We start from the raw sequence: 25896 nt of genomic DNA, 5'->3' as shown, positions 1-25896 counted from the left end.
GTATAGTTACCAGCGCCCGTCCCGCTGCTGTGATGGTGGCGGGGCTTTCGCTCAAACTATTCACAGGATGTGAACCCATGCCAAGGAAACTGGCCCTGGGCCTGCTTCTCGTTACCGCGGCAGCGCCCGCCACTGCTGAAATCTACCGCTGGACCGATGCTAACGGGTCCATATACTTTTCCGATACGCCACCCAGGCAGGTGCGACATTCCAGTGTTTCGGTGAAACCACCAGTGACCGTCCCCATGGGCGAAAATATCCGCCAGGCCGACCGGGTGCGGCAAAGCCGGGCTGAAGTGGAACGCTTGCTGGCTCCCGGCAGCAAGGATCGCTATGCCCAGGCCAGAGAGGCAAAAAAGCAGGCGCAACAGTGCGAGAAATATCGGAAGCAGTTGGACCGGATTCAGGGCCAGTTGCGAGCTGGTTACAGCAATGATCGAGGCAATGGCCTGCGCCAGAAACGACGCAAACTCAGCCAGCTCTATAGCCGGGAGTGCATGCTCGACCAGAACTGATTTCCGCGCTGGCTTCGGAAACCGCGCATTGCGGTCCTTTCTTGAATATTGTTAGCTATCTATCTAGTCAGCGGAGGTAGCACTTGTCTCATTTTCAGCTCGCGTTATTACTTGGTATGACCGTCGCCCTGGGGCCTCTGGCTCTGGATGCGTATTTGCCCGCGTTCCCCGATATTGCTGAGGGTTTTGGGATTCCCCATGCGGATGTGGGCCTGACGCTGAGTGCCTATGTCGCCACCCTTGGTCTCGCCCAACTGGTGGGCGGGCCTTTGTCGGATCGCTATGGTCGCAAGCTGATACTGTTTGTCGGGCTGACCATTTTCGCCATTGCTGCGATGATGATTGCCGGAGCCGATACCCTGGCGGAGTTGGTGGGCTGGCGAATTGTACAGGGCATCGGCGGTGCCTTCTGTGCGGTCTCGGTGCCTGCGATTGTCCGCGACCAGGTGGGCGGGCAGGAAGCGGCGCGCCTGTTCGGCCTGATTGGTCTGATCATGTTTATTGCCCCGGCCGCGGCACCTTCACTGGGAGCGTTGATGCTTGCGCTCGGCGATTGGCACTGGATTTTCGTATTTCTGGCCGGCTACGCGCTCTTGCTGGCGGTCGTGCTGCAAATCGCCCTGTTTCCCAGGTTGAAACCCAGGCCCCAGGCCTCGACGCCGGTGAAAACTCTGGTAACCAACTACATGCTGGTGCTTCGCCACGGCACAACCATGCGCTTTATCGGGATTCAGGTGATGTGCTTCAGCACCATGCTGCTGTTCATTACCCATTCGTCGTTTATCTACCAGGAGTGGTTCGGCCTGTCCAACGCCAGTTTCTCCATGCTGTTCGCGGCCAATATCGGATTGATGGCGGTGCTGAATCTGGTCAACCGGCCGCTGTTGCGGCGCGTCCCATCAGTCATCCTGTTGCGGGTACAGGTTATGCTGCAGTTCCTGATGCTGGTCGGGTTGGTTACCGTGGTCATTCTGGACGGGCCGTTCTGGGCGGTGGCGTTGTTCATCATTGGCGCCATTGGCTGTCAGGGCGGGATCGTGCCTAACAACATGGCCAATGCGCTGGAGTTCTTCCCGCATCTGGGCGGAACCGCCGCCGCTATGCTGGGCGCCTCTCAATTCACCCTGGCTGGAGGGATCAGTGCGCTGTCATCGGCTTTAGGAGGTGATGCACTGCTGCCTATTGTGCTGAGCATGCTGGTCTGCTCGGCTGGCGCGGTGGTGCTGGCGGCCGGAGCTCCAGCCGCGATTGCCCGGGAAAAGGCCAGGGCCGAAACCCTGGCCTGAGCTCGCTCAGGGATTGCGGCGCACATTGACCAGTAACGGGCTACCGGTGGCCGGGTCGTGAATCAGATCGCAGCTGACGCCGTAGAGTTCCTGCACCAGCTCCGGTGAGACAATCTCCGCCGGAGCGCCCTCCTCAATAATGGTTCCGTTTTTCATGGCCACCATATGGTCCGCATAGCGACAGGCACTGGCCAGGTCGTGCACCACCATGGCGATGGTCTTGCCTTGTCCGCTCAGTGCCCGGATCAACTCAAACACTTCAATCTGGTGGCCCAGATCCAGGGCCGATGTAGGTTCGTCCAGCAGTAACAGCGGCGTTTGCTGGGCCACCGCCATGGCAATCCAGGCCCGCTGTCGTTGCCCGCCAGAGAGAGTGTCCAGTGCACGGTCAGCCAGTCCGGCAACATCGGCGGCCTGTATCGCCTGATCGAAGGCCCGTTGGTCTTCTTTCGACCACTGTGCCATCCAGCCCTGATGAGGCTGACGGCCGAAGCGCACCAGGTCGGCAACGGTGAGGCCTTCCGGGGCGGTGTTGTCCTGGGGTAGCAGGGCCAGTTTCCGGGCGACCTCTTTGGACGGCAGGCGATGGATATCCTTGCCGTCCAGAAGCACCAAGCCGCCCTTGGGCGTATGAATCCGGGCCAGGCCATTCAGCAAGGTGGATTTTCCGCAGCCGTTGGGGCCCACGATGGCGGTGACCTGGGCCGTTGGCAGATGAAGGCTCAGATTCTCCGCTACAACAAACTGACGGTGCGCCAGGGTGATGTCGTCGGCGGCAAGGGTCGCGGTTTGGCGTTGGCTCATGTCAGGCTCCGTGGCGAAGGTCTCAGCAGTATCCAGAGCAGGTAAGGGCTGCCGACGATGGCGGTAATGATGCCCACCGGAATTTCCAGCGGCGCAAACAGCGTGCGGCCTAACAGGTCGGCAACCAGCATGAAGCTGGCGCCCGCCAGGGCCGCAGCCGTGAGCGGAACCTTGCCCGGGCGGCACAGTGCCCGGGCAAGCTCCGGCGCCAGCAGGGCAATCAGGCCAACCGGCCCGCAGACCGATACTGCCAGGCCCGTGAGCATCACCGCCAAACCCAGGCCGATTATGCGGGTGGCTTTCAGTCGTGTGCCCAGGGCAATGGCCACCGCATCCGTGAACTGCAAGGTGTTGAGGGCCCGGCTGAGGCTCATCAGAATCAGGTAGCCAGCCGCAAGGCCCAGTCCGAGCACCAGCACACTCTGGCCGGAACGGGCATTCAGACTGCCCACCGTCCAGGGATAGGCCGCATTGGCGGCATCAATCGCCACCCGACTGAGCATTACCTGGGTGACTGCGCCCGCGATGGCTCCAATACCGATGCCGGCGACGATAAAGCGATAGCCGCGGGTACCATTGGCGCCCGCCAGACCGAAGGCGATCGCGGTGGCGGCTGCCGCTCCGGCCAGTGCCATGGCTGATGGCGCCAGCGATAGTCCCACACCCACCACCGACGCGACGGCAAAGGCGGTAGCCGCGTTATCGATGCCGATAATGCCCGGTGTCGCCAGACGGTTACGGGCCAGGGTCTGCATCAGGCAGCCGGCCATGGCCAGCGCCGCGCCACTCAGTAGTCCCGCGATTACCCGGCTCAGACGAAGCTCGTTGATCACGAAATCGGTCATCGGGTCTGCGTGGCCGGCTAATGCCCTGAGGGTATCGAACAGTGAAACCTGCACGGTACCGGTGGCCAGCGAGATGATGGTTGCCAGGACTAACAGCCCGAGCAGGGCGGTATTAACCAGCGTGTTGCGTTTATCCGGCATGGCGAATCCTGCGGTCATAGCGAAGGCATCCGGCCGGCCCGGACAATGGCCAGCAGCACCGGAGCGCCAATCAGCGCGGTAACCACCCCCAGAGGCATTTCGGCGGGCGCGGCAATCAACCGGGAAAGCACGTCGGCACCCAGTACCACGGCAGGGCCAACAGGCACACACAGCAAGAGGGGCTTGCGGATATCGGGGCCGGAAAAGGCCCGGGCAATAAACGGCACCACCAGTCCGACAAAGATCAGCGGCCCGGCCAGGGCCGTTGCCGAGCCCACCAGCAGAGCAACCGTGAAAGTGATCAGGAAGCGGATTCGCCCCGGGTGATGTCCCAGTCCAACGGCCGCTTTTTCGCCCAGGGCCATGGCTGCCAATGGTCGTGCCACGATAGCAATCAGAACCAGGGCGAGAGTGATGGAAGGAAGCGTTGCCCAAAGCATGGACAAGGGTTTGCCGGCCACGCTGCCGGTAATCCAGAAGCGAATCTCATCGGCGGCCCGCTGGTCCATCAGCATCAACATGGAGGTCAGTGCCAGCAGCAGACCGGTCATGGTGGCCCCGGCCAATACCAGACGCACAGGATCATTGCCCAGGCCCTGCACCCTGGTAGCGGCAATCACCAGGGCACAGCCAGCGAGCGATCCAAGCTGGGCGGCCAGGGTGGTGAGAGTAGCTGTGGTGGCGCCCAAGAGGATGGCCAGGGCTACTGCAAAGCCACTGCCAGCACTGACGCCCAGCAAGCCCGGCTCGGCCAGTGGGTTGCGGGTCATGGACTGGAGCAGGGCACCGGCCAGGCCCAGTGCGAGGCCGGTGATCAGGGCAATGATGGTGCGGGGCAGCCGAAGCTCGGTGACCACGAACCAGGCTTCCTCCGTGCCATTGGCCATCAGCGCCGCCATGGCATCGCTGGCAGACACCGGACCGGCGCCATAGAGCAGGCTGGCCAGTACCACCAGCAACAATAAAAATCCCGCAGCCAGAAGCGGCGGGAAAAAAGCGCGAGACGCAACCACGCTAGTCGGGGATAGAGCGTTCAACATTGGGCGCTTCAGGGCTGAATGGCAGTGACCGCGGCTTCGATGTCATCAAGAATGGCCAGTACCGCAAGAGGTCCGGTAGCGCTGGTCCAGAGTTGCCCGCTGACGGTGATCACACGGTCGTGTTCAACTGCGTCCAGGCGGGCAAAAGCCGCGGATTGGCGGGCTGCCTCCAGTGCTTTGTCGCCATCTTCATTCAGTGTCGCCAGGAATACCCAGCTTTGGTCCATGCTGGACAGGTTCTCCAGGCTCAGTGGTTCGCTATGGGGGCGACCTTCTTTAACCAGATCATTGTCATCTATCCGGAAGCCTACTGCCTGAAGAATCGAGGCCGAGAACAGGCCTTCCGCCATCACCAGTGGCCCCTGGGGCATCCAGCGAACCAGGGTGGCATCTCGCTGGGCTTCCGGGATGCGAGCCTCCACAAGGGCGGCCACTTCGCCAATGCGGGATTCGACTTTAGCAATCACCTGCTCAGCGGCCTCTTCCTTCCCCAGGGCTTTGGCGAACAGGCGGGTTTCCCGTTCCCAGCTGTCCGGCTGGAACATGGGAACATCTGACACGATCACCGGCGCGATCCGCGACAGCAACTGGTATTGCTGCTCATTGGTGCGCGGTGCTGCCAGAATCAGATCGGGCCGGATGGAGATAACCGCTTCAATATTGGTTTCGGCCGGTGCGCCCACAATAGCGATATCGCCTGCCCGGGACTTGATGTAATCGGCAACGTCGCTGCCGCCACGGGTAATTACAGCACCCACTGGGTTGGCATCGACAGCCAGTGTCGTGTCCAGGGCCCCCTCGTACAGTGTGACTACTCGCTCTGGCTGGCCGTTGACCGTTACCGGGCCATAGGCCGTTTCCACAGACCGGGTACCCGCGAGACTGGTACCCGCGCCCATGGCGGAGAGTGCCAGTATGACAATGGATCGGAGAAGCGTCTGTCTGGGGGTGAGAGTGCGGCATGTCATGGTCAGTGCGCTCCGGCAGCGGGGTGTTAGATAGCTTACAAATTTTAATGGAAAATAATGATAATTGTTCTCGTTAAGGTTTTAAAGTGATAAATTGGAACGGTCAGTTGCAAATAATGGAACCAAATCATGTATGACTTGCAGGAGCTGGAAGCTTTCGTGTCGGTAGTGCGCACCGGCAGCCTGACCGCCAGTACCCGGGATCTGGGACTACCCAAGTCCACTCTCAGCCGCCGGATTCGACAACTGGAGGAGAATGTGGGGCAGCCACTGTTGCTGAGACAATCCCGGAAGATCGTGCCGAACGATGCCGGGCGTGTGTTCTACCGCTATTGCAACGACATTCTCGAGTTGGTGGTGCAGGGGCGGGAGGCACTGGACGAACTCAAAGCCGAGGTAACCGGCAAGCTGGAATTGCGTTGTCACGAATCTTTTGTGCGTGGCTGGTTTTCCGGGGTGGTTGAGTCCTTTATGGCTGACCATGACGACCTTCGTGTTGCGATTCACACCCAGAGGAACCTGCCGGAAGCGGTCGAGGACGGTGTGTGTATCTGGCTGGGCGAGACCGGTGAGACAGCGCTGCGCCAGGAGGTGCTCGGTGTACTTAAGCAGGGTATTTTCGGTAGCCCGGCCTATTTCCGGCAGCACGGCAAGCCGGCTGCACCGGGAGAGCTTGCCCATCATCCCTGGGTGGATCTGCTGGGTATGGCAGACACCGGGGTGATATTGCACCACTCCCGCCAGGGCAATTTTCCGCTATCGCTACCGGACCGTCGGTTTACCGTGGACCAGTTCAATGTGCAGGGTGACGCCATTGCCGCGGGCCGCGGCCTTGGCTTGATGCCGGTCTGGCTGGTGGAACGTCGGCTGACGGCTCATCCCGGCAGTTTTCAGTCCTGCCTACCGGAGTGGTATGGACCCGACCTGCCAGTGACCTTGCTTTATCCTCATGGTGTTCTTCCCCGTCGGGTGCGGGCCTTTATTGCTCATCTACGAAGCTGTATCCCGGAGGAATGGACTGGGGGCGGTGGTACTGCCACACAGGCTGTTCCGAAAAGCGGAACGCATCATTCCAACACCTGAACCCTTGCGCTGTGTTAATGTTCACGCCACTGATAATGATTCGCAAATGCGAAAACTGATACATCGTGAACGTTGCACAACACAAGGAGTTATTCATGCGCCGTCGTTTTCCTTTGCTGGCGTCAGCGGTTGCCCTGGCCAGTGCCAGCACCGCAAGTCTGGCCCAGGCCGAGCCCGTTGAGCTGGGTGAAATTGTGGTGACTGCCGCTGGCTTTGAGCAGAACATCTCGGATGCGCCGGCCAGTATTTCGGTGATCTCTGGCGAGGAGCTGGCGAAGAAGTCCTACAAGAGTATTGTCGATGCGGTGAATAACATCCCGGGAGTGTACGTAACCGGTGGCGGTGGTGCGCAGGACATCAGCATTCGGGGGATGGACGACAGTTACACGCTTTATCTGGTCGACGGTCGGCCGGTCTCAGCGGGGCGTTCGGTAAACACCAACGGCCAGGACGGTGGCAAGCAGATTGCTCTGCCGCCCATCTCCATGATCGAGCGGGTTGAAGTCATCCGTGGCCCGATGTCGTCGCTGTACGGTTCTGAAGCCATGGGCGGCGTCATCAACATCATCACCCGCAAAAACCGTGGTGAGTGGGCGGGCACTATCTCATCCGAGTACACCAAATCTCTGAACGATGTCAGCAACGACAGCCGGCAGACCAGCCTGTTTGCCGGCGGCGCATTGGTGGAGGACCTGCTCAGTGCGGAAGTGAATGCTGCCTGGGGAGGGGATGATGAGAGCGATTTTGCCGGTGCCGATGACTCCGCACGCAGTACCCCGGAAAGCAAGCGCAAGCAGGGTGGTGCCAAGCTGATTCTGACTCCGGATAGTCGCAACGAATTTGCCCTGAGTTACGACAGCTCCCGTCTGGAAGAGACCAGCACACCCGGCAAGAGTGTGGCAGAGGATGAAACCGGCTCAAACTACATCTATGACAAAGATGTATACGTGCTGTCTCACGCCGGCAACTATGGCGATTGGTTGACCCGGAGCTTTATCCAGCATGACCTGTCCGAGCGGGTACAGGATCAGACCAAGAAAGAGAAAGTATCGATGCTGGATACCCAGGCTACACGGTTCTGGGGCGACCATGTGCTGACGGTGGGTGGCCAGTACAAAAAGGAAAAGCTGACCGACGAAACCAACGGTTTGCTGACATCCAATATTCCAGGCGCCGTCCGCAGTGTTGATCGCTGGATCGCTGCGGTGTACTCGGAAGTGGAGTGGGGGCTGACCGAGCAGTTGTCGGTGACCACAGGGCTGCGTTACAACGACGACGAGCTGTTTGGCGGTGAGTTTTCACCAAGGGTTTACGCACTTTACGATCTGACGCCAGAGCTGACCCTCAAGGGTGGGGTGTCTACGGGATATCGTCAGCCGGGTCTGGCCGATGTGACCGAAGGCTTCGGCCGTGGCACTGGCGGCGGTGGCTCACCTGCGCCGCATCCACGGGCATTGATCATCGGCAACCCGGAACTGGATCCGGAATCCAGTATCAGCTACGAGGCGGGAATGGTGTTTGATAGCCGGGCCATGGGGCTGAACGCCAGCGTGATGCTGTTCCAGACCGATTTCAAAGACAAGATTGCCGAAGACCGGCTTTGTGAGTCTCCCAATGGGGATCGCGATGACCCGGCCACCTGGACCTGCAGCTTTCAGGGCAACGACTACCTGTTCCTGAGTACCCGGGCCAACATCGACGAAGCCGAAATGCGAGGCGTCGAACTGACGCTGGATTACCGGCTCACCGACGCGGTCACTCTGAATTCCAGCTACACCTACACCGACTCTGAACAGAAGACCGGGGAGTACAAAGGCGAACCGCTGAACAAAATTCCTGAGCACATGGCTAACGCCAACCTGGACTGGCAAGCGAATAACCGCCTGAATCTTTGGTTCCAGGCCAACTACCGTGGCGAAACCAGCGATTACCTTGGCCGCCGTAGCATGTCAGATGGCACGCCGGGTTACACGCTGATGGATGCTGGCCTGCTTTACCAACTGACCGATTCTGCCCGGGTGACCGCGGGTCTGTACAACCTGGCTGATAAAGAAATCACCAATGATGACTATGGCGTGGTGCTGGATGGCCGTCGCCTGAACCTTGGCCTGGCGGTCGACTTCTGAGGATAGTAACCATGACTTCAATGAAACGAATTATGGCTTTTGCTCTGGCCGGCATAACCCTGACCGGGTGCGCGACCACGACGGAAGTAACCGGCCCCACGGTGATCAGCTACGATCACGGTGCACTGGACACCTTGCTGGAGCTGGGTCTGGAAGAAAAGGTTGTGGCCATTCCACACCAGAGCCTGCCGGATTATCTGGCGGACCTGGGTGCAAGGCTGCCGGACGCAGGCGGTCTGAAGACCCCCGATTTGGCATTGGCCACTGACCTGAAACCAGGATTGGTACTGATGACCGGGCGCCAGGGCGCGGAAGCCCTTACGTCCTTTGCGAAGGAGGCTCCAGTACGTGATGTCACGCTGGAGGGGAATGATCTTCAGGCCGCGGTGAATGACCGGGTGCTCAGCCTGGCTGGCTACTACGGCCTTGAAGAGGTGGCTGGGGTAGAGCTGGACGCGCTCTGGCAGCACGTTGAGGCGCAAAAGGCGACCTTGGCCGACGCAGGTACCGTTACCGTGGTGACCCATAATAACGGGAACTTTTCACTTCGGCAGGAAGCATTGGTCTACGAGCTACTGGCGTTGACACCTGCGGCTGTGCCAGACAGTGTGCAGCCCGTCGTGCGTGGCGAGCGTACCTTCTATCCGGTAACAGCCGATGTTCTGGCGCAAATGGCGCCGGATAACCTGCTGGTGGTTGATCGCAGTGCCGCGATCGGAGATGAACCGCTGGCGCCGGAGACGTTGAAAGCTTCGTTGGCCGAGGCTGGTGTGTCTACCGAAGTTGTGGTGCTTAACCCAGGCCTCTGGTACCTGTCCGGTGGCGGCTTGCAGAGCGTACGGCTGCAAGTGGATGAAGTGGTGAACGCGGTGCGGTAACTCTCGCGCAGCAGAACCTTAAGGCCTGCCGGCAAACGCCGACGGGCCTTTTTTGTTTGCGCCGCTTTGGTCAATAATGCTCGGCTATGAAACTGATCCTCAGCAGAAAAGGCTTCGACAGTTCCGCTGGTGGCTGTCCCAATCCGGTCTTCCCGGACGGCAGTTGCCTGGCACTGCCCATTCCGGATGACCAGTCGCCCATTCGCTATAGCCAGGTCCGGCGCCACGGAGAAAGCATTGGTTCGCTGGTGTCGCAGCTTACCGGGCAGCAGGCGTTTTCCAGACGTGGTGCGCATCTGGATCCCGATGTTATCGAAAGTGCCTATCCCCGGCTGCCAGGCTGGCGCCCGGTGCTTGGCCAGCACAGTTCGGCCCAGGCGCACCTGGCCAATCATGACATTGGGCCTGGTGATCTTTTTCTCTTTTTTGCGCTGTTCCGGCCGGTGGAACGTTATCGGAGACGATGGCGCTTTGTGCCCGATAGCCGACCGTTTCATGCTGTCTGGGGCTGGTTGCAGGTGGCCGACGTCTGGCCTCTGGGCGACGCGTCGCCGGTACCGGATTGGGCGCGCTATCATCCGCACCTGCATGGCGAGCGATCAGCACAGAACAGTCTCTATGTCAGCGGCGACAGGCTTCAGATTCCAGGCTTGCGTGAGGATTTGCCAGCCGCCGGAGCCGTGGAGGCTTTGTCAGATCAGCACCGGCTGACCGCACCCGGAGCCTCAATGGTCACGGACTGGCGCTTACCGGCTGGCTTCATGCCCCAACCTGGTAAGTCACCCCTCAGTTATCATCACAATCCGGAACGCTGGCGCCTGGAGGATTCCGGGGAATACTGCCGCTTAAAGTGCGCGGCACGTGGTCAGGAGTTTGTCCTGGATCTGGAGCAGTATCCGGGAGTCAGTGAATGGTTGCTGACCCCGGGACTGCTCTCTTAAAAGGTGGTGCTTAGCAGGTAGGCCGTATAGCCCACGAAGATGGCCAGCAGCCCAACACCTTCCACACGATTGATACGCCCGGGCCCGCGAAATCCATAGCCTAGCACAAACAGGGCGAGGGTCAGGCCCACCATCACTGGAATATCCCTGATCAAGACTTCATTGGCCACCGCCATGGGGGCAATGGAGCCGGCAATACCGACCACGGCCAGGGTGTTGAACAGGTTGGAGCCCAGAATATTACCCAAAGCCAGATCATGCTCGCCCTTGCGGGCCGCAATGATAGAAGAGGCCAGTTCCGGCAGAGATGTGCCAATAGCCACAATGGTCAGGCCGATCACGAGGTCACTGACGCCAAAGCGGGTGGCAAGATCGACTGCGCCCCAGACCAGAATACGGGAGCTGATAATCAGCAGAACCAGCCCCACGACCAGCCAGAGCATCGCGTTGCGAATGGGCATGGGATGAGTGGCAAGCTCGGCATCCATTTCGGTGGCGAAGACATCATCAGTTTTTCTCATGCCAGACCAGATACTCCAGCCCAGCACCAGCGCAAACAGCACCAGCAGGCCGGTCGCATCCAGCCGGCTGAGTTCGCCGTCAAACAGCAGCCAGGCCGCCGCCAGGGTAACCTGGGCCAGAATCGGCAATTCCTTGCGCATCACCTGAGAGTGTACGGCAATGGGGGCAATCACGGCGGTGATACCGAGAATCAGGCCGATGTTGGTGATGTTGGAACCATAGGCATTACCCAGCGCCAGGCCGGGGTTGCCCTGAGAGGCCGCCAGCGCGGAAACCACCATCTCCGGTGCCGAGGTACCAAAGCCAACCACCACCATGCCAATCAGTAAAGGTGGCATTCCGAAATGGCCAGCCGTAGCGGCCGATCCTTCAACAAACCGGTCGGCACTCCAGACCAGAAGGGCAAGGCCGGCAAGAATGGCGAGAGATGCAATCAGCACGTTGTTGGCTCCCAGGTTGATGTCGGAGTATTTGACGGCAATCGCAATGGCCGCACAATTACACAGAACTACCTATCAGCCAGTGGCAATTCAGGCTCTCTTGAAACTGGCCAGGGCCACCGCTGCGGTCACGAACAGGCCACCAAAAACCCGGTTCATTTGCCGCTGGCGCGCAGGGGTGGTCATGAACCGGAACAGCTGGCTGGCGAGAATGGCATAGCCTACCATCACCAGGATATCGACAAAGATCAGCGTAGCCCCCATGGTTGCCAACTGAGGACCATGGGGCGCGCCCGCCACCAGAAACTGGGGGAACAGGGCAATCAGGAAGATGGTGGCCTTCGGGTTGGTGAGGTTTACCAGAGCTCCGTTCCAGAACTGCTGTCTTGGACTGAATCCGGAGAGGTCCGCCCGGGATGCTTCAATAGGTGGCTCCCTCCATTTCTGGATGCCGAGCCAGATAAGGTAAACCACGCCAATCCATTTGATCACTGCCAAAGCAGTATTGGAGGAGGCGACGATTGCGCCCAGCCCGGCGCCTACCAGCACGATCTGTGCGCCGTAACCGAATTGCTGACCGGCAATGGTGGGCAGAGATTTACGCACCCCGTAGCGAAGCCCGCTGCTCATGGAATTCACCGCGCCGGCACCAGGCGAAATACTGATAAAAACAGCTGCGACCAGAAAGGTCAGCCAGACAGTGAGTGTCATTGCTTACGCTCTTGCTGAATCCGAAGATGTTATACTAACCGCCACAAAACACCGGCCAGAAGAGGAGACTGGGAGATGGCCAGAAAACGGGCGAAAGCCACGCAGCATAGTGCTGTGCAACGGGAATTGAGAACACCAAAATACCAGATGCGTGTGGTTGAGGACAAAACCAAATACAAGCGCAGCCGGGACAAGACGGTTCGGTCGGAGGGCTTTCGCAAAGCCGCGTGAAAGTGGTTTTACGAAAGCCTTTCGTGCCCTCCTATCCCGGACAGTTCTTGCCAATCGTCGCTGGCCGGTTGTCATAAAAGCTTCATGAATGGCCGCTGGGTCGCTGTTATCCTGTAGTGTTTACTGACATGGAACACGGCAGGAGCCGCACAGGATGAGAATCATCGCCTTTTACAGCCCCAAGGGCGGGGTTGGAAAGACCGCCGCTGCGGTCAACACCGCTTATCTGGCCAGCCGGGACAATCTGAGGACCTTGCTCTGGGATCTGGACCCACAGGGGGCATCCAGTTTCTACCTTGCCGGAGCAGAGCCCGTGAAGGGCCGGAAACTCTCCAAACTGCTGGAGGGGAAATCGCCCATTGCCCGCTTTATTCACGAAGACGTTTATCCCAACCTGGATTTTATCCCCGCCCATTCCAGCTTTCGAAATTTCGACATCAAGCTTGAACAGGAGCACGGTGGCAGTGCGCTGAAAGACCTGCTGGCGCCTTTGTCGGAAGACACCAGCCTGGTAATTCTGGATTGCCCGCCCACGTTATCCCGACTTACCGAGCAGGTGCTGGATGTGGCTGACATGGTGTATGTACCGGTGGTACCCACCTGGTTGTCCCTGAATAGCTGGGATCAGTTGAAACAGTTTGTGAAGGATAAAAAACTCGGTGTTAAGAAGTTGCGTCCGTTCTTTTCAATGGTGGATAGGCGCAAGAATCTGCATCGGGATGTGTTGGCGCGGGACGCAGAGAAGCTTGGCTTGCCTGCGCTTGCTGCCGTCCCCTATGCGAGTGCGGTTGAGCGTATGGGGGAAGAAGGGCAACCACTTGAAGTGCTGGCCCCAGGCTCACTGGCGGCAGGAGAATTCCGCAAACTGTGGTCGGGTATCAAAACGGATCTTTGGTCTCGATAGCCTGAAAAGTGGTAGAGTCTCGGCACTTATTCGACACGAGTGGAGCCTTGATGACACCCCTTGAAACACTGCAAATCGACACCGGCGACAATCCACAAACCAGCATCATCTGGCTGCACGGTCTTGGCGCCAGCGGTCATGACTTCGAGCCGGTGGTTCCGGAGTTCCGGTTCTCGCGGGAGCAGCCCGTCCGTTTCATTTTTCCCCATGCACCGGAGCTGCCGGTTACCATCAATGGCGGAATGGTGATGCCGGCCTGGTACGACATTCTTGCCATGGACGTCGATCGTAAGGTTGATGCCGAACAGCTTCGCGCATCCGCAGCCATGGTTGCAGAGCTGATCCGGGCCGAGCGGGAGCGCGGTGTTGCCAGTGAAAACATCATTCTGGGTGGTTTCTCCCAGGGCGGTGCGGTGGCTTATGAGCTGGCCCTCAGCTATCCGGAGCGTCTTGGCGGCCTGTTTGCGTTGTCTACTTACTTCGCTACGGCTGATACCATTGAGCTGAGCGAAGCCAACCGCAAGTTACCGATATTTATCGGCCATGGTCGCTTCGACCCTATCGTGGCCGAATCACTTGGCCAGGCGGCACTTCGGAAACTTCAGGATCTCGGGTACGAGCCGGAGTTTCAAAGCTATGGAATGGAACATAGCCTGTGCCTTGAAGAGGTGAGAGACCTGGACGCTTTCCTGTCTCGGCTCACCTCGGGAGACCGCTAACTCGGCCGGGGACTCATCCTCCCCGTCCTATTCGCTGGTGGATTGGTCGGAGCTGTCCGATTCCGAACGACCTTTGCATTTGGGCTGAAGCTCTTCCTCAAGCCAGCGGCGCACCTCGTTGCGGTCTTTGCGCCGGTTTAGCTGCTCGCTGTGAATGTTGTGCGGGAATATTTTTGGTCTGCCATCGTGGCGCAAAGTGAAGCTCCGGCGCACACCTACGGGGTAGGTGCTGGGGCCGTGAATCACGGCTGCCCGAAGTTCAAATCCTGTAATGTCCTCGAAAAGATAGTCGCTGTCTTCGTCCTCGCTGTTCTTGCCGAGAATCACATTACGGAACGAGCCCAGAACCAGGTAGCCACCGGAAGGCACCGGACCCTGCCGCAGAGCATGCTGTACGTTGGAGTCATCCGGTGCGACGCTCTCGTATTGCGTAACCGTCAGGGTTTTCTCTTGCCCAGCCCGGGTATGCACCACAACCTGTACACACTGAATATGCACCGTTTCCTGCCCCATGTTCACCAGCAAACACAGTGCATCCGGGTTCTCGTTCTGGGCGTGGTGGATGACCAGATAGGGGCGGTTATTTCGTTTGTATTGCAGGAAAAAGAGCTGAAAGTAGACGATCCAGACAACCGCCATTATGGCGCTGCTGATCGGGCTGACGTAGTCCATTGGGGTAGCCTCCGGTTCCTGTTTTCGGAACTAACATAGCAGCCAGCCGGTCCAGGGTTCAAAGACGTGGATTGTGACAGTCTGCTGAACACGGAAACGGTCTTGAGGTGTGTCAACGCAGCGACACAAATCCTGCCTACACTGGCCGTGACGGATCGAAACCGGTCCCCTGCCTGAATGCCCGAAGAGGTTTTGCCATGAACTCACATCTGCTCGATATCGCACTTCCCGGAAACCCGAACCTGAAACTTCAAGAAGTCGCTCCTGACAGTGATGATCACCACATTACCCACGAGAAGAACACCTCCTTTGAAATGGTTGCCGAAGATGGCCAGGTGGTTGGTTACGTTAAGACCTGGCATGAATCCGACGGCTATTCCGGCTATGTTCAGTTTGATTCCGAGGGAAATGTTCTGGACTGGAAGGTGCTCCGGGATCGTCAGTAAAACTGAACAATTCCTGCAGAAGCTTGTGTTATCAATCGCCTGGCGCTGAGGCTAGACTGATCAAAGATATATAACGGCGTGAACCGGTTTTGCAGTACGGTTTGCGTTGACGGATCTGTCTCATCAGCAAAAGGAAGCGTGCCATGTCCCTCAAGTTACAGACAATCATCTGCAGTACTCGCCCCGGCCGTGTCGGCCCAGCCATCGCTGAGTGGTTCAACGGTTTTGCCAACGAACAGGGTGCTTTTAACAGTGAGCTGGTGGATCTGGCGGATTTTAACTTGCCGGTTTATGACGAGCCCAATCACCCGCGTCAGCAGCAGTATCAGCACGAGCACACGAAAAACTGGTCGGAGAGTGTGTCCGGCGCAGACGCCTACGTGTTCGTGCTTCCGGAGTACAACTTCTGCCCGCCGCCTTCCTTCATGAACGCGATCAATTACGTCTACAACGAATGGAATTACAAGCCGTGTGCCTTTGTCAGCTATGGCGGTGTCTCTGGCGGGCTTAGGTCTGCCCAGATGGCAAAACAACTGGTGACCACCGTTAAAATGATGCCGATGGTGGAGGGCGTGATGGTGCAGATGCCCTGGGAACTTCTGGACGAAAATCGCAAGTTCCAGGCGGCCGAGCATCATACTGGATCGGCCTCGACCATGCTGACGGAGCTGGCCAAGTGGGCCGAGGGAATGAAGGCCATGCGCTAACTCACCGGGCGCTCTGATTTCCGATCATTATTTGCCACAATTCAAGCATAAAGCTTTCGGGATTCTACCTCCGTGGGTCGTTTATGGTGAACGCATACCTAACGAAAACGGAGGTGAACCATGAGCACAGTAGAGCTTATCGAACAGTGGCTGGAGAAGTGCGATCTGGCGCATCAGGCGCAGACACGCTATGACCGGGAACCGACCCCAACCAACTATTCCCGCTTGAAAAGAGCCCAGGAGGAACGTGGGGAGGTGGAGCGGAAGATGTCCCCTCTGCAGGCCCGGGTCGGCTAACGGTCTCTGGCGTCAGCGAGCTCCTAATCGATACCTCGAACCTCGCTGCCCGCTTCAAGTTGTTGTCGTTCATGATCGGAAGGCCCGCTGGGTTGGTCAGTACCGGAATTGCGCGATTTGCGTGTGAAGCCCTTCGGCTAGTCTTGCCAGCTCCTCGCTGGCCACCGATACCTGCTCCGTGGAGGCCGCAGACTGGTCTCCAATATCCCGGATCTGAGTCATATTCTTGTTCATGTCTTCGGCAACCGAAATCTGTTGATCAGCGGCGGTAGCGATCTGGCTGTTGTAACGGCGAATCTCTTCAACAGCTTCCGCAATGGCCTGAATGGCTGTGCCTCCCAGTTCTGCACGTTCCAGTGTTTGCTTGGCTAATTGGTGCCCGCGCCCCATGTCTGATACGGCCGCTTCGGCGCTGGCGAGAAGGTTGCCGATCAAGGACTCGATTTCCACTGCAGACGTTTGGGTTCGCTTGGCAAGCGATCTTACTTCATCCGCCACTACGGCAAAGCCGCGCCCCTGGTCTCCGGCCCGGGCAGCCTCGATCGCAGCATTCAGCGCCAGAAGGTTGGTCTGCTCAGCAACTGCTTTGATAACGTCCAGCACCGTGCCGATATTGTCGGTTTCGGCTTTCAGGGTATTGAGTTGCTGCATGACCGAGGTGCTTTGCGAGTTCAGCTCGGATACGAAGCTGAGGGTCTCGTTGGTAGCCGCTGTACCACTTTCTGTCTTGTCGCTGCAGTGATTTGCGGACTGAAAGGCGGCTTCGGCACTTCGAGCAACTTCAGTGACCGTCGCGACCATCTGATTCAGCGCTGTGGCGACCTGATCTGTTTGCGACTTCTGCTCGGCGACTCCCATATTTGTCTGGTGGGTGACCGCAGAGAGTTCCTCTGACGCCGAAGCGATGCTGGCCGCACCCTGATTGATTTCCTGAATCAGTCCCCGGAGGTTGGTGACCATGATGCCAAACGCTGCCAACAGCTGGCCAAACTCGTCACCGCGACTACTTCGGCTATCCACGGTGAGGTCGCCCGATGCAACCTTGTTGGCAATACTCAGGGTTTCGTTAATCGGGCGTGTTATTGAGCGAGTGAGGGTCCATGCCACGATCGCCGCCACAAACATGGCCAGTGCGGTTATAGCGATGATTTCGATAACCGTCAGGTCATATCGCTCTTCCATCAGAATCCGCTCGCGTTCTTTCAGTTCCTCGGTCTTGTCAATGGCGTTGTGAGCGGCTTTGAATAGTTGTTCTTCGAGGGACGACGTATCAGCAGCGCCTGCGGATAGGCTTGCCGTATAGGTGTTCAGGAGAGACTGATAGTCTTCGATATCGGCGCGTATCTGTTCAACCAGTTGCCGGTCGCTTGCGTTTTGGATCAGTGTTATCAATGTGGCCAGAGCGGCTTTGGTTTGCACCAGGTAGTCGGCGGCTCGATCAATGGATTCGGGGGTTTCGTGTATCCGATAGTTCTTCTCCTCCCGCTCAGCCTCCAGCAACGAGATTTCAGCTTGGTTGGCCTGTTTTAATATCGATACGCGATGGTTGTAGTCGTTGAGTGAGGTGATGCTGACGACCGCGACGATCAGGATGAGCAGCACCAGAATCGCAAAGCTGGAAGCCAGCTTCTTTCCCACCGCAAGGTTTCCCCAAAAAGCACGCATCGATTTTTCCTTTGGTAACCGCCTCCCTGCGAGTCATTTAATGGCCTGTTGGGACGGTATACGGCATTTTCTCCTGAATTTTTAGTTGAGTTTGAAAAAGATTTGTAAATTTAATTGTGAGAATGGCTAAGGATGGTGTTTGCGCCAGGACCGGCTGAATAATCGCCCGATTGTTAATAGGGCAGAGGGCGGACGCCAGCGACATGGTAGTCTGACCATTGGATATCAACGCCTATGGTCATTACCTGGGCAAATCTGTTTTCATGCGAGTTGGGGCGCTATTGGGGCAGGCACGTTGAGACAATTTATTCCGGATTTTGGTTTCGCGAATCCAAAGCAACGGACGTTAACGTTGCTGATGGTCTTCTTTTTATCGGTCTTGTTGTCGGCCTGCGCATTGCCAATCGCTGACCGATCGGAGTCCAGCGCCCTGGACCTGGATGAGGCCGCCGATACCCGGCTCGGACAGGCCATTGCGCCGCAGTTGGAGAGCTATCCTGGTAATAGTGGCATCCATACCTTGGCAAACCCTCGGGATGCCTTTGCTGCCCGCGTTCTGCTGGCGCGCGCCGCCGATCGAACGCTGGACGTTCAGTATTACATCTGGCATGGCGATATAACCGGAACACTGCTGTTGGAAGAACTGCATACGGCGGCTGAGCGGGGAGTGCGGGTCCGGTTGCTGCTGGATGATAACGGCACCTCCGGGTTAGACGCCGAACTCGCTGCCTTGGCAAGTCATCCTTCCATTGAAGTACGACTCTTTAACCCGTTTGCGATCCGTAATCCCAAATGGTTGGGGTACCTGACGGACTTCTCGCGGGCTAACCGGCGCATGCACAACAAGTCATTCACGGCGGATAACCAGGCCACCATTGTCGGTGGCCGGAATATCGGTGATGAGTATTTTGGTGCCACCGCCGGCGTTCTTTTTGCGGATCTGGACGTGCTGGCTATCGGCCCGGTGGTGCCTGAGGTATCGAGTGATTTTGATCGATATTGGGCCAGTGCCTCTGCGTATCCCGTTGAACAGCTGTTGCCCGCGGCTTCCGATGCGGATTTGCGCGAGCTGGAGCGTCGTGCGCTGAAGCTTGAGAACGACCAGGCGGCGACAGACTATGTGAAGGCAGTTTCCGAATCTGATTTTGTGCGTCAGTTGTTGTCTGGGGTACTGGAGTTCGACTGGGCCAGAACCCGAATGGTCAGTGATAGCCCCGCCAAAGGGCTTGGGAAATCTGAAAAGGAAGATTTGCTGGCGCATAAGCTTGGCGAAATTCTTGGAGAACCCGAATCCCGGGTCGCATTGATTTCCCCGTACTTCGTGCCAACCCGCGCGGGTGTGGATGCGTTTGCGGCTTTGGCGAGTAAAGGCATTGAGGTAAGCATACTGACCAACTCTCTTGATGCCACCGACGTAGCCGCTGTGCATGCGGGTTATGCCAAACGTCGCAAGGCACTGCTTCAGGCCGGTATTCACCTCTATGAGATGCGCAGGCTCTCTCCCAATGACGATCGGAACCAGAGCGCCGGGCCCTTCGGTAGTTCGGGCTCCAGCCTGCATGCAAAGACCTTTGCCGTTGACGGCGAGAGACTGTTCGTTGGCTCCTTCAATTTCGATCCCCGCTCGATCAACCTGAACACCGAGCTGGGCTTTGTGATTGAGAGCCCGGCGCTTTCAGAAAAGATCCACGAGGCCTTTGAAGAAAGCATCCCGTTGCGGGCTTACGAAGTTCGACTAACCGAGAACGGTGAGCTTTATTGGATAGAGCACGTTGATGGCGATGTCATTCGCCATGAGCAGGAACCCAATACAGGATTTTTGCAACGCACGGGCATTTTCCTGTTGTCGATACTGCCAATTGAGTGGCTGCTTTGAATAAGGAAAAGACAATGAACTCAGCTGTAATCCTGGGCTTTGCGCTGTCTCTGGCGCTTGGCGGGACTGCTGTGGCCCAGGAAGCGACACAGCTGTCTGCGCCGGACTCCACTCCAGACGCTCTCGGCCTGATGCAGGGTTTTCCTCCGGCGCCCGACAAAACGATTCGCTTCACGGATCCGGACTATTTTGCCTTTCCTAAACTGCGCTGGACGGTCTGTCATTTCCGGGAGCTGATGCCGACGACGGTGGTACGTAATGGCAGCGAGGGTGTCAGTGAGCTTCCTGTAGACATGGATGCCGGCATAGAGGGGGTCGAATTCTTGCCCCTGGGAGGTAAGGCCTCAATGACCTGGCGCGATGCCTTTGACGCGAATTACACCGACGGCATCCTGGTTCTGCACCAGGGCAGGGTGGTTTATGAGCGTTACGATGGCTGCCTTGATGAGCACACTCTGCACGGCGCAATGTCCGTCACCAAGAGCCTGACGGGGCTTCTCGGCGAGGTGCTGGTGGCCGAAGGCAAGCTGGATGAAACCGCTTTGGTGGGAGACATCATTCCCGAACTGGGACGCAGTGCATTCGGTGATGCAACGGTTCGCCAGGTTCTGGATATGACCACCGCGCTGGACTACTCGGAAGACTATTCTGATCCTGATGCCGAAGTCTGGACCTATGCCAGGGCCGGGAGTCCGTATCTGGTGAGCGAACAACGTGAAGGGCCTCGAAGCTACTTCGATTACCTGAAAACGGTCAGAAAAGACGGAGAGCACGGTGAAGCGTTCGGCTACAAAACCATTAATTCAGATGTGGTGGGCTGGCTGATCGCAAGAACGACCGGGGTTTCGGTTGCCGACTACTTTTCCGAGCGTATCTGGTCAAAGATCGGGGCAGAGCGTGAAGCTTTCTATACGGTCGATTCCATAGGTACTCCATTTGCTGGCGGCGGATTCAACGCCACGTTGCGTGATATGGCGCGAATCGGTTTACTCGTGCTGAACGAGGGTAAGTGGGCCGGCGAGCAGATTATCCCGGCCCAGGCGATTGCCAGTATTCGCAATGGTGGCGACCGGGCGGTGTTTGCCAAAGCCGGATATGAACTTCTCGATGGCTGGAGCTATCGTGGCATGTGGTGGGTCAGCCACGACGACCACGGGGCGTTCGCGGCGCGCGGTGTGCATGGCCAAACGATCTGGATAGATCCTGCTGCCGATATGGTCATCGTCCGCTTTGCCTCCAACCCGGTTGCCGGCAATGCGGCGAATGATCCGACGTCCTTGCCGGCTTACCGGGCTGTGGCGGATTATCTGAAGAGTCAGGAGCGCGGTGCAGGGCCAGCGGGAGGGCCTTGATGGCGCGAAGGCGTTGGTGTCGGGGGGATAAAGAGCCTTGTCTGGCGGCTGATCCGATTACCGCTCCTCCGATAGAAGGAGTTGGAAGGCCATCTAGCTTTTGACTGCTGAGTACTGCAAAGCTCTTGTGGACACTTCGTGGACACCAGAAACAACAAAGCCCGCACAAGGCGGGCTAAGTTATTGAATTCATGGTGCCCGGAGGCGGAATCGAACCACCGACACGGGGATTTTCAATCCCCTGCTCTACCAACTGAGCTATCCGGGCGTGTTGAGCTGTGTGCTGCAACGGGGCGCTATTAAACCGGTTTAGGGTTTGGGAGTCAAGGCCGGCCGGCAAAAATTTTCGGAAGTTTTTGCCGGTTGTTCAGGCCTTGATCAATCGTCCTATTTTTCAGGTGGTACGTAGCCTTCGGCCTGGTCGAACGGCTCGTTGTTGAAGAACCGGTCCATCTGCGCCTGCAGGTATTTCCGGTTGTTCACGTCCATCAGGTTCAGGTGTTTTTCGTTGATCAGCATGGTCTGCTGGTTCTGCCATTCTTCCCAGGCCAGCTTGGATACGTTCTCGTAGATATCCTGGCCTTTGGGGCCGGGCATCGGGGGCATGGCCAGGCCTTCCAGTTCTTTCTGGTACTTGCGGCAGAATACAGTGCGGCTCATGTCGGCTCCTGTGCTGAGGTCAGTATGCCGGCATGATAACAGACCATCCGGCACCTTGGCTTGATTACAGCAGCGTGGCTTGCTCGGGTTCCGTCAGCAGGGTGCGGATCGGGGCGGGCAGTCCCAGGTTGAGGGCTTCATCCCGGTGCAGCCAGCGCAAGCGGTCGGAATCGCCAACCTGGGTGTTACCGGTTACGGGCAGGCGTACCGGTTGTATGTGCAGATGATAATGGCTGAAGGTGTGGCGAAAACAGCTGATGGGTTCCGGGTTGTGGCAGTTCAGCCCCAGCTCCCTGGCACAGGCGTCCTGCAGTTCATCCGTGCCGTAGGCCGGGTCAAGTTCGGGCAGGCTCCACAGGCCGCCCCAGATGCCGCTGGGTGGCCTGCGTTCCAGCAGAATACGGCCTTCGGCATCCTCCAGGATCAGCATCCAGGTGGTTTTTTCCGGTTTTTCCTTCTTGGGCTTTGAGCCGGGGTACAGGCGGATCTCGTCACGGGCGTAGGCCAGGCAGCCATCGTTCACGGGGCAGGCCTCACATCCGGGCTTGCTGCGGGTACACACCATGGCGCCCAGGTCCATGATCGCCTGAGTGTAGTCTTTGATCCGGGCTTCCGGCGTGTGGCTCTCCGCGTGCTCCCAGAGCTGGTTCAGCACGGCAGTCTGTCCCGGCCATCCGGGAACGGCATGGTAGCGCGCCAGCACGCGCTTCACGTTGCCATCCAGAATGGTTGCGCGTTTTTCAAAGGCCTGAGCGACAATGGCAGCGGCGGTAGAGCGGCCAATTCCTGTGAGGCTTTCGAGTTGCTCCTGGTCGGCCGGGAATTCGCCGCCGAACTCATCCACTACCTGTTTTGCGGCCTTGTGCAGGTTGCGTGCCCGAGCGTAATAGCCCAGGCCGGACCAATGGCCGAGCACATCATCGACCGGCGCCGAGGCGAGGGCGTGGACATCGGGAAAACGGGCCATGAAGGCTTCAAAGTAAGGAATCACGGTAGTTACCTGGGTCTGTTGGAGCATGATCTCCGACACCCAGACCCGGTAAGCGTTGCGGTTGTGATGCCACGGCAGGTCGTGCCTGCCGTGTTGGTCGTACCAGCGAAGCAGTCTGTCGGCGAAACGGTCCGGCATCAGTTGAACAGTCCCTTCAGGGCGTCCTTCACCTTCCCGCCGGCATCCTCGCCCAGCTTTTCTTTCAGTTTTTCCTGCACCTTCTCTTCTGCTTTTTCTTTGGCGCGGTCCACTTCTTCACGAGCTTTTGCCTTGGCAGCGTTGGCCGCAATGTCTTTCAGGGTGTCCCGGAAGCGGGAGCCATCAAACGAACACAAGCCGGCCGGGTCTTCGGCGAAGTTGCCGCGGCATTCCACGGGAATGACCACGTTTTCCACATACTCGGTCACGCGACAGGCTTCGTCCCGGTGAATTTCACCAACTATGCGCAGGCCGAGTTCGTAGTCCAGGTCAGTTTGCTCAAGATCTACGGTGCCGTTGCCCTCCAGGCGCATACCCGCAAGCGCCGCGACCAAATCGGTGTTGTTCAGGGTGTTGCCTTCGATTTTCAGTGTGCCCCGCATGTCGTTGAACGGGGTAGTCGTGCCCCAGTCAGTGGTCGTCAGGGATTCCTGGTTGGCGAGGGCGATACCCTGGCAGGCCATACGGGTCAGGTTCATCTGGCGGAACTCGCCTTCGGCCAGGTTAAAGCTGATCTCGCCGTTGGCGTTTTCACGCAGGGCAGAAATCCGGTTGCCAGTGGTATCGACAGCCACTTTCAGATTGGCACCACCAGAGAGCATGTCTACCTCGGCCAGATCGGTTAACAACGGCAGGGTCTGTGCGTTGGTCACGTCCGAGCGGATTCGCCATTTCGGGTTGTCGGTACGGGCGTCGATGGTGGCGTTGGCGCCAAAGCTGCCGTAATAGAGCTTGCCGCTGAATTCGTCTACTTGCAGCAGTCCATCTTTGGCGGTGGTGCTGGCGGCGATGTCGTTGATGGTGAGGTTGCTGACAATCAGCTCGCCCAGGCCGAAATCAATGTCCAGCAGCAGGGTGCGCAGGATCTCCAGTGGCAGCAGGTCGGTTTCAGGCTGTGATGCCCCAGCTGTTTGAGTGTTGCTGTCGGTCTGTGTGTCCCCGTTGCCTACTCCTTGCGAATCGCCTTCGGCCGAGGGCGGCAGGTAACGATCAGCATTCAGCTTGTCACCCTCTAGGTCGAACACCAGCCCACCTGTGGCGAGGTTATAGCTGCCGCCACCGTTGAAGCGGGTATCATCCAGGGTAATGACAAGGTCAGACAGCGCGACAACGCCGGGCTCGCCACCCAGGTTGGTCGATAGCGCGATCGCTTTCAGTACCTCAGGGTCCGTGGTTTCAATGGCGGGTTGCCCCAGATTGTTGAGAAGCTCCTTCAGGGAAAACTCGGAAATCTCAATGCGACCGTCCAGAGCCGGCTTGTCGCCAAAGCCTTTTACATTCAGGTTGGTATTGAGGCTAAGATTGGCCAGGCTGGCGGAGAAGTCGCTCAGGGACGCGGTTTCGTTTTCCAGGTTGGCGGCCAGGGAACCGGCCAGTTCTGCGGTCACCGATTCGCCACCAAACGGCTCGCCCGACATATCAAATACCGCGTTCAGGCCAGATACCGCAAATTCGTTGAGCGCCTGGTTTGCCTGGATGCGGGCCTTGATGCTGCCGTCTACCGCAAACTGCGGCTGGCTGGTTTCAACGCGGAAGCGGATATCCAGGGGGAATTCGGAACCGAGGGTGATATCACTGGCGGTCACCGTGAAGTCTTCCAGCGTAACAGACTGCCCGGTGCTCAGATCGTTGTAGTGAACGCTGGCGTTACTGATTTCAACGTTCTCGACATTAAAGTTGAGAGCCTCACCGCTGGCGGATTGTGTCTCAGGCTCGGCTGTTTCCTGGGCGGGTTGTTGTTCGGCAGCAGCGGTGCCAGCCTCAGCGGTGGCGGTTTGCTCCCGCATTATCCGGGTCCAGTTGCCTTCGCCCTGCTCGTTAACTTCCAGGTGGGCATCCAGGCCATTCAGCAGGAAGGTGTTTACCTGCGGAGACATGGCAATCAGAGACCAGAAATCAATCTGGGCAATCAGTTGCTCCAGTGCGACAAACCTCTCGCCGTCAAGGTTGGCCTCTACCTCATTCAGCTCCAGGCCCAGAGGAATGAAAGACCAGCCGATGTCGCCCTCCAGCATCAGGTCCAGATTGGTCTGCTTCTCAACAGCCGCTTCAATCTGGGGTTTGTAATCGTTGGGGTTGATCACCGCAACCGCAATGGCGACGGCGGCCACTGCCAGTAACAGCAGCGCAATAACGGCGTAGATCGCATAGCGGATAGCTTTCATGGCTGGGTTCCTTTTCCTGTCGGCAGGCTGGTGGCCGGCGTTTTATTGCGTGAATAAAGCAAAGGATAACGCAGGGTTAGCAAATTAACAGTGCAGGAATATGACAATGCGGTAGTCTTGGTTCAAAATACACCCCCAATTTATCCGCCGGGGCAGCCTGCCCCGAGGCACAAATAAACATAATAAGGAGTCGGCTGTGGCCATTACCGTATCGATTGAGCTGAACCGGGATCTGGAAATTCCGGCAAGCTATGATGAAGTCTTCGATCTGTTGGCAGACGTTCCCAAATCTGCCAGCCACTTTCCGAAAGTCGATAAACTGGTGGACCTGGGCGATAACGCCTACCGCTGGGAAATGGAAAAGGTAGGCGTCGACAAACACGCTATCCAGTCGGTTTACGCCTGCACCTACCACGCCGACAAAGCCGCCGGCAAAATCACCTGGTCTCCCATCAAGGGCGAGGGCAACGGAGTTGTCAGTGGCTCCTGGACCCTGACTGCCAAAGGCGACAACGCCACCGCAGTGAAATTCCAGACCAGCGCAGAGCTGACCGTTCCCCTGCCGAGCCTGCTCAAGCTGGCCATCAGCCCGGTGATCAAGCACGAGTTCAACAGCCTTGTGGACACCTACATGGCCAACCTGAAAAAAGCGTTCTGAGCTATCAGGGTCATTGATCCGGTTGCGGGACTCCGGCTGAGTTAACAGGTATAAT

At 58.0% G+C, this 25896-nt stretch carries 27 protein-coding genes and 1 tRNA gene; 16 read left to right on the top strand and 12 right to left on the bottom strand.

What is annotated here, in order from left to right; genetic code table 11:
• Positions 1 to 77 precede the first annotated feature (77 nt).
• Positions 78 to 515, top strand: coding sequence for a DUF4124 domain-containing protein (locus tag MARHY_RS14990; protein WP_011786713.1), 438 nt, complete (start codon positions 78 to 80; stop codon positions 513 to 515).
• A gap of 83 nt (positions 516 to 598) precedes the next feature.
• Positions 599 to 1801 carry a multidrug effflux MFS transporter gene (locus tag MARHY_RS14985; RefSeq protein WP_011786712.1) on the top strand — a complete coding sequence of 401 codons (1203 nt, stop codon included), beginning with the start codon at positions 599 to 601 and terminating at the stop codon, positions 1799 to 1801.
• Positions 1802 to 1807: 6 nt separating this feature from the next.
• On the opposite strand, the gene MARHY_RS14980 is transcribed toward MARHY_RS14985, so the two are convergent.
• The 4 genes from MARHY_RS14980 to MARHY_RS14965 all read right to left on the bottom strand — a co-directional run bounded on the left by MARHY_RS14980 (position 1808) and on the right by MARHY_RS14965 (position 5599).
• The gene (locus MARHY_RS14980; protein ID WP_014422548.1) at positions 1808 to 2605 is read right to left on the bottom strand and encodes an ABC transporter ATP-binding protein; all 798 of its coding nucleotides are present in this window, start codon (positions 2603 to 2605) and stop codon (positions 1808 to 1810) included.
• Positions 2602 to 3591 (bottom strand): FecCD family ABC transporter permease, encoded by a 990-nt coding sequence (locus MARHY_RS14975; protein ID WP_014422547.1) that lies wholly within the window; start codon positions 3589 to 3591, stop codon positions 2602 to 2604. The genes MARHY_RS14980 and MARHY_RS14975 overlap by 4 nt, the downstream gene beginning before the upstream one ends.
• A 14-nt stretch (positions 3592 to 3605) precedes the next feature.
• Positions 3606 to 4544, bottom strand: coding sequence for a FecCD family ABC transporter permease (locus MARHY_RS14970; RefSeq protein WP_014422546.1), 939 nt, complete (start codon positions 4542 to 4544; stop codon positions 3606 to 3608).
• Positions 4545 to 4639: 95 nt separating this feature from the next.
• Positions 4640 to 5599, bottom strand: coding sequence for an ABC transporter substrate-binding protein (locus MARHY_RS14965; RefSeq protein WP_041655065.1), 960 nt, complete (start codon positions 5597 to 5599; stop codon positions 4640 to 4642).
• Between the two features lie 129 nt (positions 5600 to 5728).
• Here MARHY_RS14965 and MARHY_RS14960 point away from each other — a divergent pair, with 129 nt between their 5' ends.
• From MARHY_RS14960 to MARHY_RS14945, 4 genes are all read left to right on the top strand, one after another.
• Positions 5729 to 6682, top strand: a complete 954-nt coding sequence (locus MARHY_RS14960) for a LysR family transcriptional regulator (RefSeq protein ID WP_011786707.1) — start codon at positions 5729 to 5731, stop codon at positions 6680 to 6682.
• A gap of 95 nt (positions 6683 to 6777) precedes the next feature.
• Positions 6778 to 8808 (top strand): TonB-dependent receptor domain-containing protein, encoded by a 2031-nt coding sequence (locus MARHY_RS14955; protein WP_041655062.1) that lies wholly within the window; start codon positions 6778 to 6780, stop codon positions 8806 to 8808.
• 11 nt (positions 8809 to 8819) lie between these two features.
• Positions 8820 to 9686 carry a substrate-binding domain-containing protein gene (locus MARHY_RS14950; RefSeq protein WP_014422543.1) on the top strand — a complete coding sequence of 289 codons (867 nt, stop codon included), beginning with the start codon at positions 8820 to 8822 and terminating at the stop codon, positions 9684 to 9686.
• An 86-nt stretch (positions 9687 to 9772) separates the two neighbouring features.
• Complete coding sequence (locus tag MARHY_RS14945; protein ID WP_014422542.1) at positions 9773 to 10627, top strand: Nmad3 family putative nucleotide modification protein; 855 nt, start codon at positions 9773 to 9775, stop codon at positions 10625 to 10627.
• On the opposite strand, the gene MARHY_RS14940 is transcribed toward MARHY_RS14945, so the two are convergent.
• Entirely contained in the window at positions 10624 to 11589 is a 966-nt protein-coding gene (locus MARHY_RS14940; protein WP_014422541.1) for a calcium/sodium antiporter, read from the bottom strand. The two genes, MARHY_RS14945 and MARHY_RS14940, sit on opposite strands and share 4 nt — an antisense overlap.
• 90 nt (positions 11590 to 11679) lie before the next feature.
• Positions 11680 to 12300: a homoserine/homoserine lactone efflux protein gene (gene rhtB / locus MARHY_RS14935; protein WP_011786702.1), complete on the bottom strand. Its 621-nt coding sequence runs from the start codon at positions 12298 to 12300 to the stop codon at positions 11680 to 11682.
• Between the two features lie 75 nt (positions 12301 to 12375).
• On the opposite strand from rhtB, the gene MARHY_RS18865 reads away from it, so the two are divergent.
• From MARHY_RS18865 to MARHY_RS14925, 3 genes are all read left to right on the top strand, one after another.
• Positions 12376 to 12531 (top strand): hypothetical protein, encoded by a 156-nt coding sequence (locus tag MARHY_RS18865; RefSeq protein ID WP_022990772.1) that lies wholly within the window; start codon positions 12376 to 12378, stop codon positions 12529 to 12531.
• A 154-nt stretch (positions 12532 to 12685) separates the two neighbouring features.
• Positions 12686 to 13435, top strand: a complete 750-nt coding sequence (locus MARHY_RS14930) for a ParA family protein (protein WP_011786701.1) — start codon at positions 12686 to 12688, stop codon at positions 13433 to 13435.
• Positions 13436 to 13485: 50 nt separating this feature from the next.
• Positions 13486 to 14154, top strand: a complete 669-nt coding sequence (locus MARHY_RS14925; protein WP_011786700.1) for an alpha/beta hydrolase — start codon at positions 13486 to 13488, stop codon at positions 14152 to 14154.
• A 27-nt stretch (positions 14155 to 14181) separates the two neighbouring features.
• Here MARHY_RS14925 and MARHY_RS14920 read toward each other — a convergent pair whose 3' ends face one another.
• Positions 14182 to 14826 (bottom strand): hypothetical protein, encoded by a 645-nt coding sequence (locus MARHY_RS14920; protein ID WP_041655059.1) that lies wholly within the window; start codon positions 14824 to 14826, stop codon positions 14182 to 14184.
• 197 nt (positions 14827 to 15023) lie between these two features.
• Here MARHY_RS14920 and MARHY_RS14915 point away from each other — a divergent pair, with 197 nt between their 5' ends.
• From MARHY_RS14915 to MARHY_RS18785, 3 genes are all read left to right on the top strand, one after another.
• On the top strand, positions 15024 to 15272 hold the full coding sequence (locus tag MARHY_RS14915) for a hypothetical protein (protein ID WP_011786698.1): 249 nt from the start codon (positions 15024 to 15026) through the stop codon (positions 15270 to 15272).
• Positions 15273 to 15415: 143 nt separating this feature from the next.
• Complete coding sequence (locus tag MARHY_RS14910) at positions 15416 to 15979, top strand: NADPH-dependent FMN reductase (protein ID WP_011786697.1); 564 nt, start codon at positions 15416 to 15418, stop codon at positions 15977 to 15979.
• A 120-nt stretch (positions 15980 to 16099) separates the two neighbouring features.
• Positions 16100 to 16276, top strand: coding sequence for a hypothetical protein (locus tag MARHY_RS18785; RefSeq protein ID WP_153740605.1), 177 nt, complete (start codon positions 16100 to 16102; stop codon positions 16274 to 16276).
• 96 nt (positions 16277 to 16372) lie between these two features.
• On the opposite strand, the gene MARHY_RS14905 is transcribed toward MARHY_RS18785, so the two are convergent.
• The gene (locus MARHY_RS14905) at positions 16373 to 17941 is read right to left on the bottom strand and encodes a methyl-accepting chemotaxis protein (RefSeq protein ID WP_014422537.1); all 1569 of its coding nucleotides are present in this window, start codon (positions 17939 to 17941) and stop codon (positions 16373 to 16375) included.
• Between the two features lie 234 nt (positions 17942 to 18175).
• On the opposite strand from MARHY_RS14905, the gene MARHY_RS18815 reads away from it, so the two are divergent.
• The 3 genes from MARHY_RS18815 to MARHY_RS14895 are packed head-to-tail and all read left to right on the top strand — an operon-like array spanning position 18176 to position 21169.
• Positions 18176 to 18352, top strand: coding sequence for a hypothetical protein (locus MARHY_RS18815; RefSeq protein ID WP_162132545.1), 177 nt, complete (start codon positions 18176 to 18178; stop codon positions 18350 to 18352).
• Positions 18300 to 19817: a phospholipase D family protein gene (locus tag MARHY_RS14900; protein WP_041655616.1), complete on the top strand. Its 1518-nt coding sequence runs from the start codon at positions 18300 to 18302 to the stop codon at positions 19815 to 19817. Before MARHY_RS18815 ends, MARHY_RS14900 begins: the two co-directional genes overlap by 53 nt.
• A 14-nt stretch (positions 19818 to 19831) precedes the next feature.
• Positions 19832 to 21169: a serine hydrolase domain-containing protein gene (locus MARHY_RS14895; RefSeq protein ID WP_158011894.1), complete on the top strand. Its 1338-nt coding sequence runs from the start codon at positions 19832 to 19834 to the stop codon at positions 21167 to 21169.
• 192 nt (positions 21170 to 21361) lie between these two features.
• Here MARHY_RS14895 and MARHY_RS14890 read toward each other — a convergent pair.
• The 4 genes from MARHY_RS14890 to MARHY_RS14875 form a co-directional block, all read right to left on the bottom strand.
• Positions 21362 to 21437 (bottom strand) — tRNA-Phe (locus tag MARHY_RS14890).
• A gap of 119 nt (positions 21438 to 21556) precedes the next feature.
• Positions 21557 to 21829: an oxidative damage protection protein gene (locus MARHY_RS14885; protein ID WP_014422534.1), complete on the bottom strand. Its 273-nt coding sequence runs from the start codon at positions 21827 to 21829 to the stop codon at positions 21557 to 21559.
• 64 nt (positions 21830 to 21893) lie between these two features.
• Positions 21894 to 22958, bottom strand: coding sequence for an A/G-specific adenine glycosylase (gene mutY / locus MARHY_RS14880; protein WP_014422533.1), 1065 nt, complete (start codon positions 22956 to 22958; stop codon positions 21894 to 21896).
• A complete protein-coding gene (locus tag MARHY_RS14875; RefSeq protein ID WP_014422532.1) occupies positions 22958 to 25183 on the bottom strand; it encodes an AsmA family protein in 2226 nt (741 codons plus the stop codon). The genes mutY and MARHY_RS14875 overlap by 1 nt, the downstream gene beginning before the upstream one ends.
• A 196-nt stretch (positions 25184 to 25379) precedes the next feature.
• Here MARHY_RS14875 and MARHY_RS14870 point away from each other — a divergent pair, with 196 nt between their 5' ends.
• Complete coding sequence (locus MARHY_RS14870) at positions 25380 to 25841, top strand: SRPBCC family protein (protein ID WP_014422531.1); 462 nt, start codon at positions 25380 to 25382, stop codon at positions 25839 to 25841.
• Positions 25842 to 25896: the final 55 nt, after the last annotated feature.

The organism is Marinobacter nauticus ATCC 49840, from assembly GCF_000284615.1.
Classification (GTDB): Bacteria; Pseudomonadota; Gammaproteobacteria; order Pseudomonadales; family Oleiphilaceae; genus Marinobacter; species Marinobacter nauticus.
Note: the sequence above shows the minus strand (reverse complement) of the source record. Positions and strands in the feature narration are given on the sequence as shown.

Coding starts and splice junctions, on each gene's coding strand:
- MARHY_RS18815 (WP_162132545.1), top strand. CDS start 18,176: ATGGTCATTACCTGGGCAAATCTGTTTTCATGCGAGTTGGGGCGCTAT.
- MARHY_RS14960 (WP_011786707.1), top strand. CDS start 5,729: ATGTATGACTTGCAGGAGCTGGAAGCTTTCGTGTCGGTAGTGCGCACC.
- rhtB (WP_011786702.1), bottom strand. CDS start 12,300: ATGACACTCACTGTCTGGCTGACCTTTCTGGTCGCAGCTGTTTTTATC.
- MARHY_RS14955 (WP_041655062.1), top strand. CDS start 6,778: ATGCGCCGTCGTTTTCCTTTGCTGGCGTCAGCGGTTGCCCTGGCCAGT.
- MARHY_RS14875 (WP_014422532.1), bottom strand. CDS start 25,183: ATGAAAGCTATCCGCTATGCGATCTACGCCGTTATTGCGCTGCTGTTA.
- MARHY_RS14950 (WP_014422543.1), top strand. CDS start 8,820: ATGACTTCAATGAAACGAATTATGGCTTTTGCTCTGGCCGGCATAACC.
- MARHY_RS14930 (WP_011786701.1), top strand. CDS start 12,686: ATGAGAATCATCGCCTTTTACAGCCCCAAGGGCGGGGTTGGAAAGACC.
- MARHY_RS14980 (WP_014422548.1), bottom strand. CDS start 2,605: ATGAGCCAACGCCAAACCGCGACCCTTGCCGCCGACGACATCACCCTG.
- MARHY_RS14895 (WP_158011894.1), top strand. CDS start 19,832: ATGAACTCAGCTGTAATCCTGGGCTTTGCGCTGTCTCTGGCGCTTGGC.
- MARHY_RS14920 (WP_041655059.1), bottom strand. CDS start 14,826: ATGGACTACGTCAGCCCGATCAGCAGCGCCATAATGGCGGTTGTCTGG.
- MARHY_RS14990 (WP_011786713.1), top strand. CDS start 78: ATGCCAAGGAAACTGGCCCTGGGCCTGCTTCTCGTTACCGCGGCAGCG.
- MARHY_RS14945 (WP_014422542.1), top strand. CDS start 9,773: ATGAAACTGATCCTCAGCAGAAAAGGCTTCGACAGTTCCGCTGGTGGC.
- MARHY_RS14975 (WP_014422547.1), bottom strand. CDS start 3,591: ATGCCGGATAAACGCAACACGCTGGTTAATACCGCCCTGCTCGGGCTG.
- MARHY_RS14900 (WP_041655616.1), top strand. CDS start 18,300: ATGGTCTTCTTTTTATCGGTCTTGTTGTCGGCCTGCGCATTGCCAATC.
- MARHY_RS14925 (WP_011786700.1), top strand. CDS start 13,486: ATGACACCCCTTGAAACACTGCAAATCGACACCGGCGACAATCCACAA.
- MARHY_RS14885 (WP_014422534.1), bottom strand. CDS start 21,829: ATGAGCCGCACTGTATTCTGCCGCAAGTACCAGAAAGAACTGGAAGGC.
- MARHY_RS14915 (WP_011786698.1), top strand. CDS start 15,024: ATGAACTCACATCTGCTCGATATCGCACTTCCCGGAAACCCGAACCTG.
- MARHY_RS14910 (WP_011786697.1), top strand. CDS start 15,416: ATGTCCCTCAAGTTACAGACAATCATCTGCAGTACTCGCCCCGGCCGT.
- MARHY_RS18865 (WP_022990772.1), top strand. CDS start 12,376: ATGGCCAGAAAACGGGCGAAAGCCACGCAGCATAGTGCTGTGCAACGG.
- MARHY_RS14905 (WP_014422537.1), bottom strand. CDS start 17,941: ATGCGTGCTTTTTGGGGAAACCTTGCGGTGGGAAAGAAGCTGGCTTCC.
- MARHY_RS18785 (WP_153740605.1), top strand. CDS start 16,100: ATGAGCACAGTAGAGCTTATCGAACAGTGGCTGGAGAAGTGCGATCTG.
- MARHY_RS14965 (WP_041655065.1), bottom strand. CDS start 5,599: ATGACATGCCGCACTCTCACCCCCAGACAGACGCTTCTCCGATCCATT.
- mutY (WP_014422533.1), bottom strand. CDS start 22,958: ATGCCGGACCGTTTCGCCGACAGACTGCTTCGCTGGTACGACCAACAC.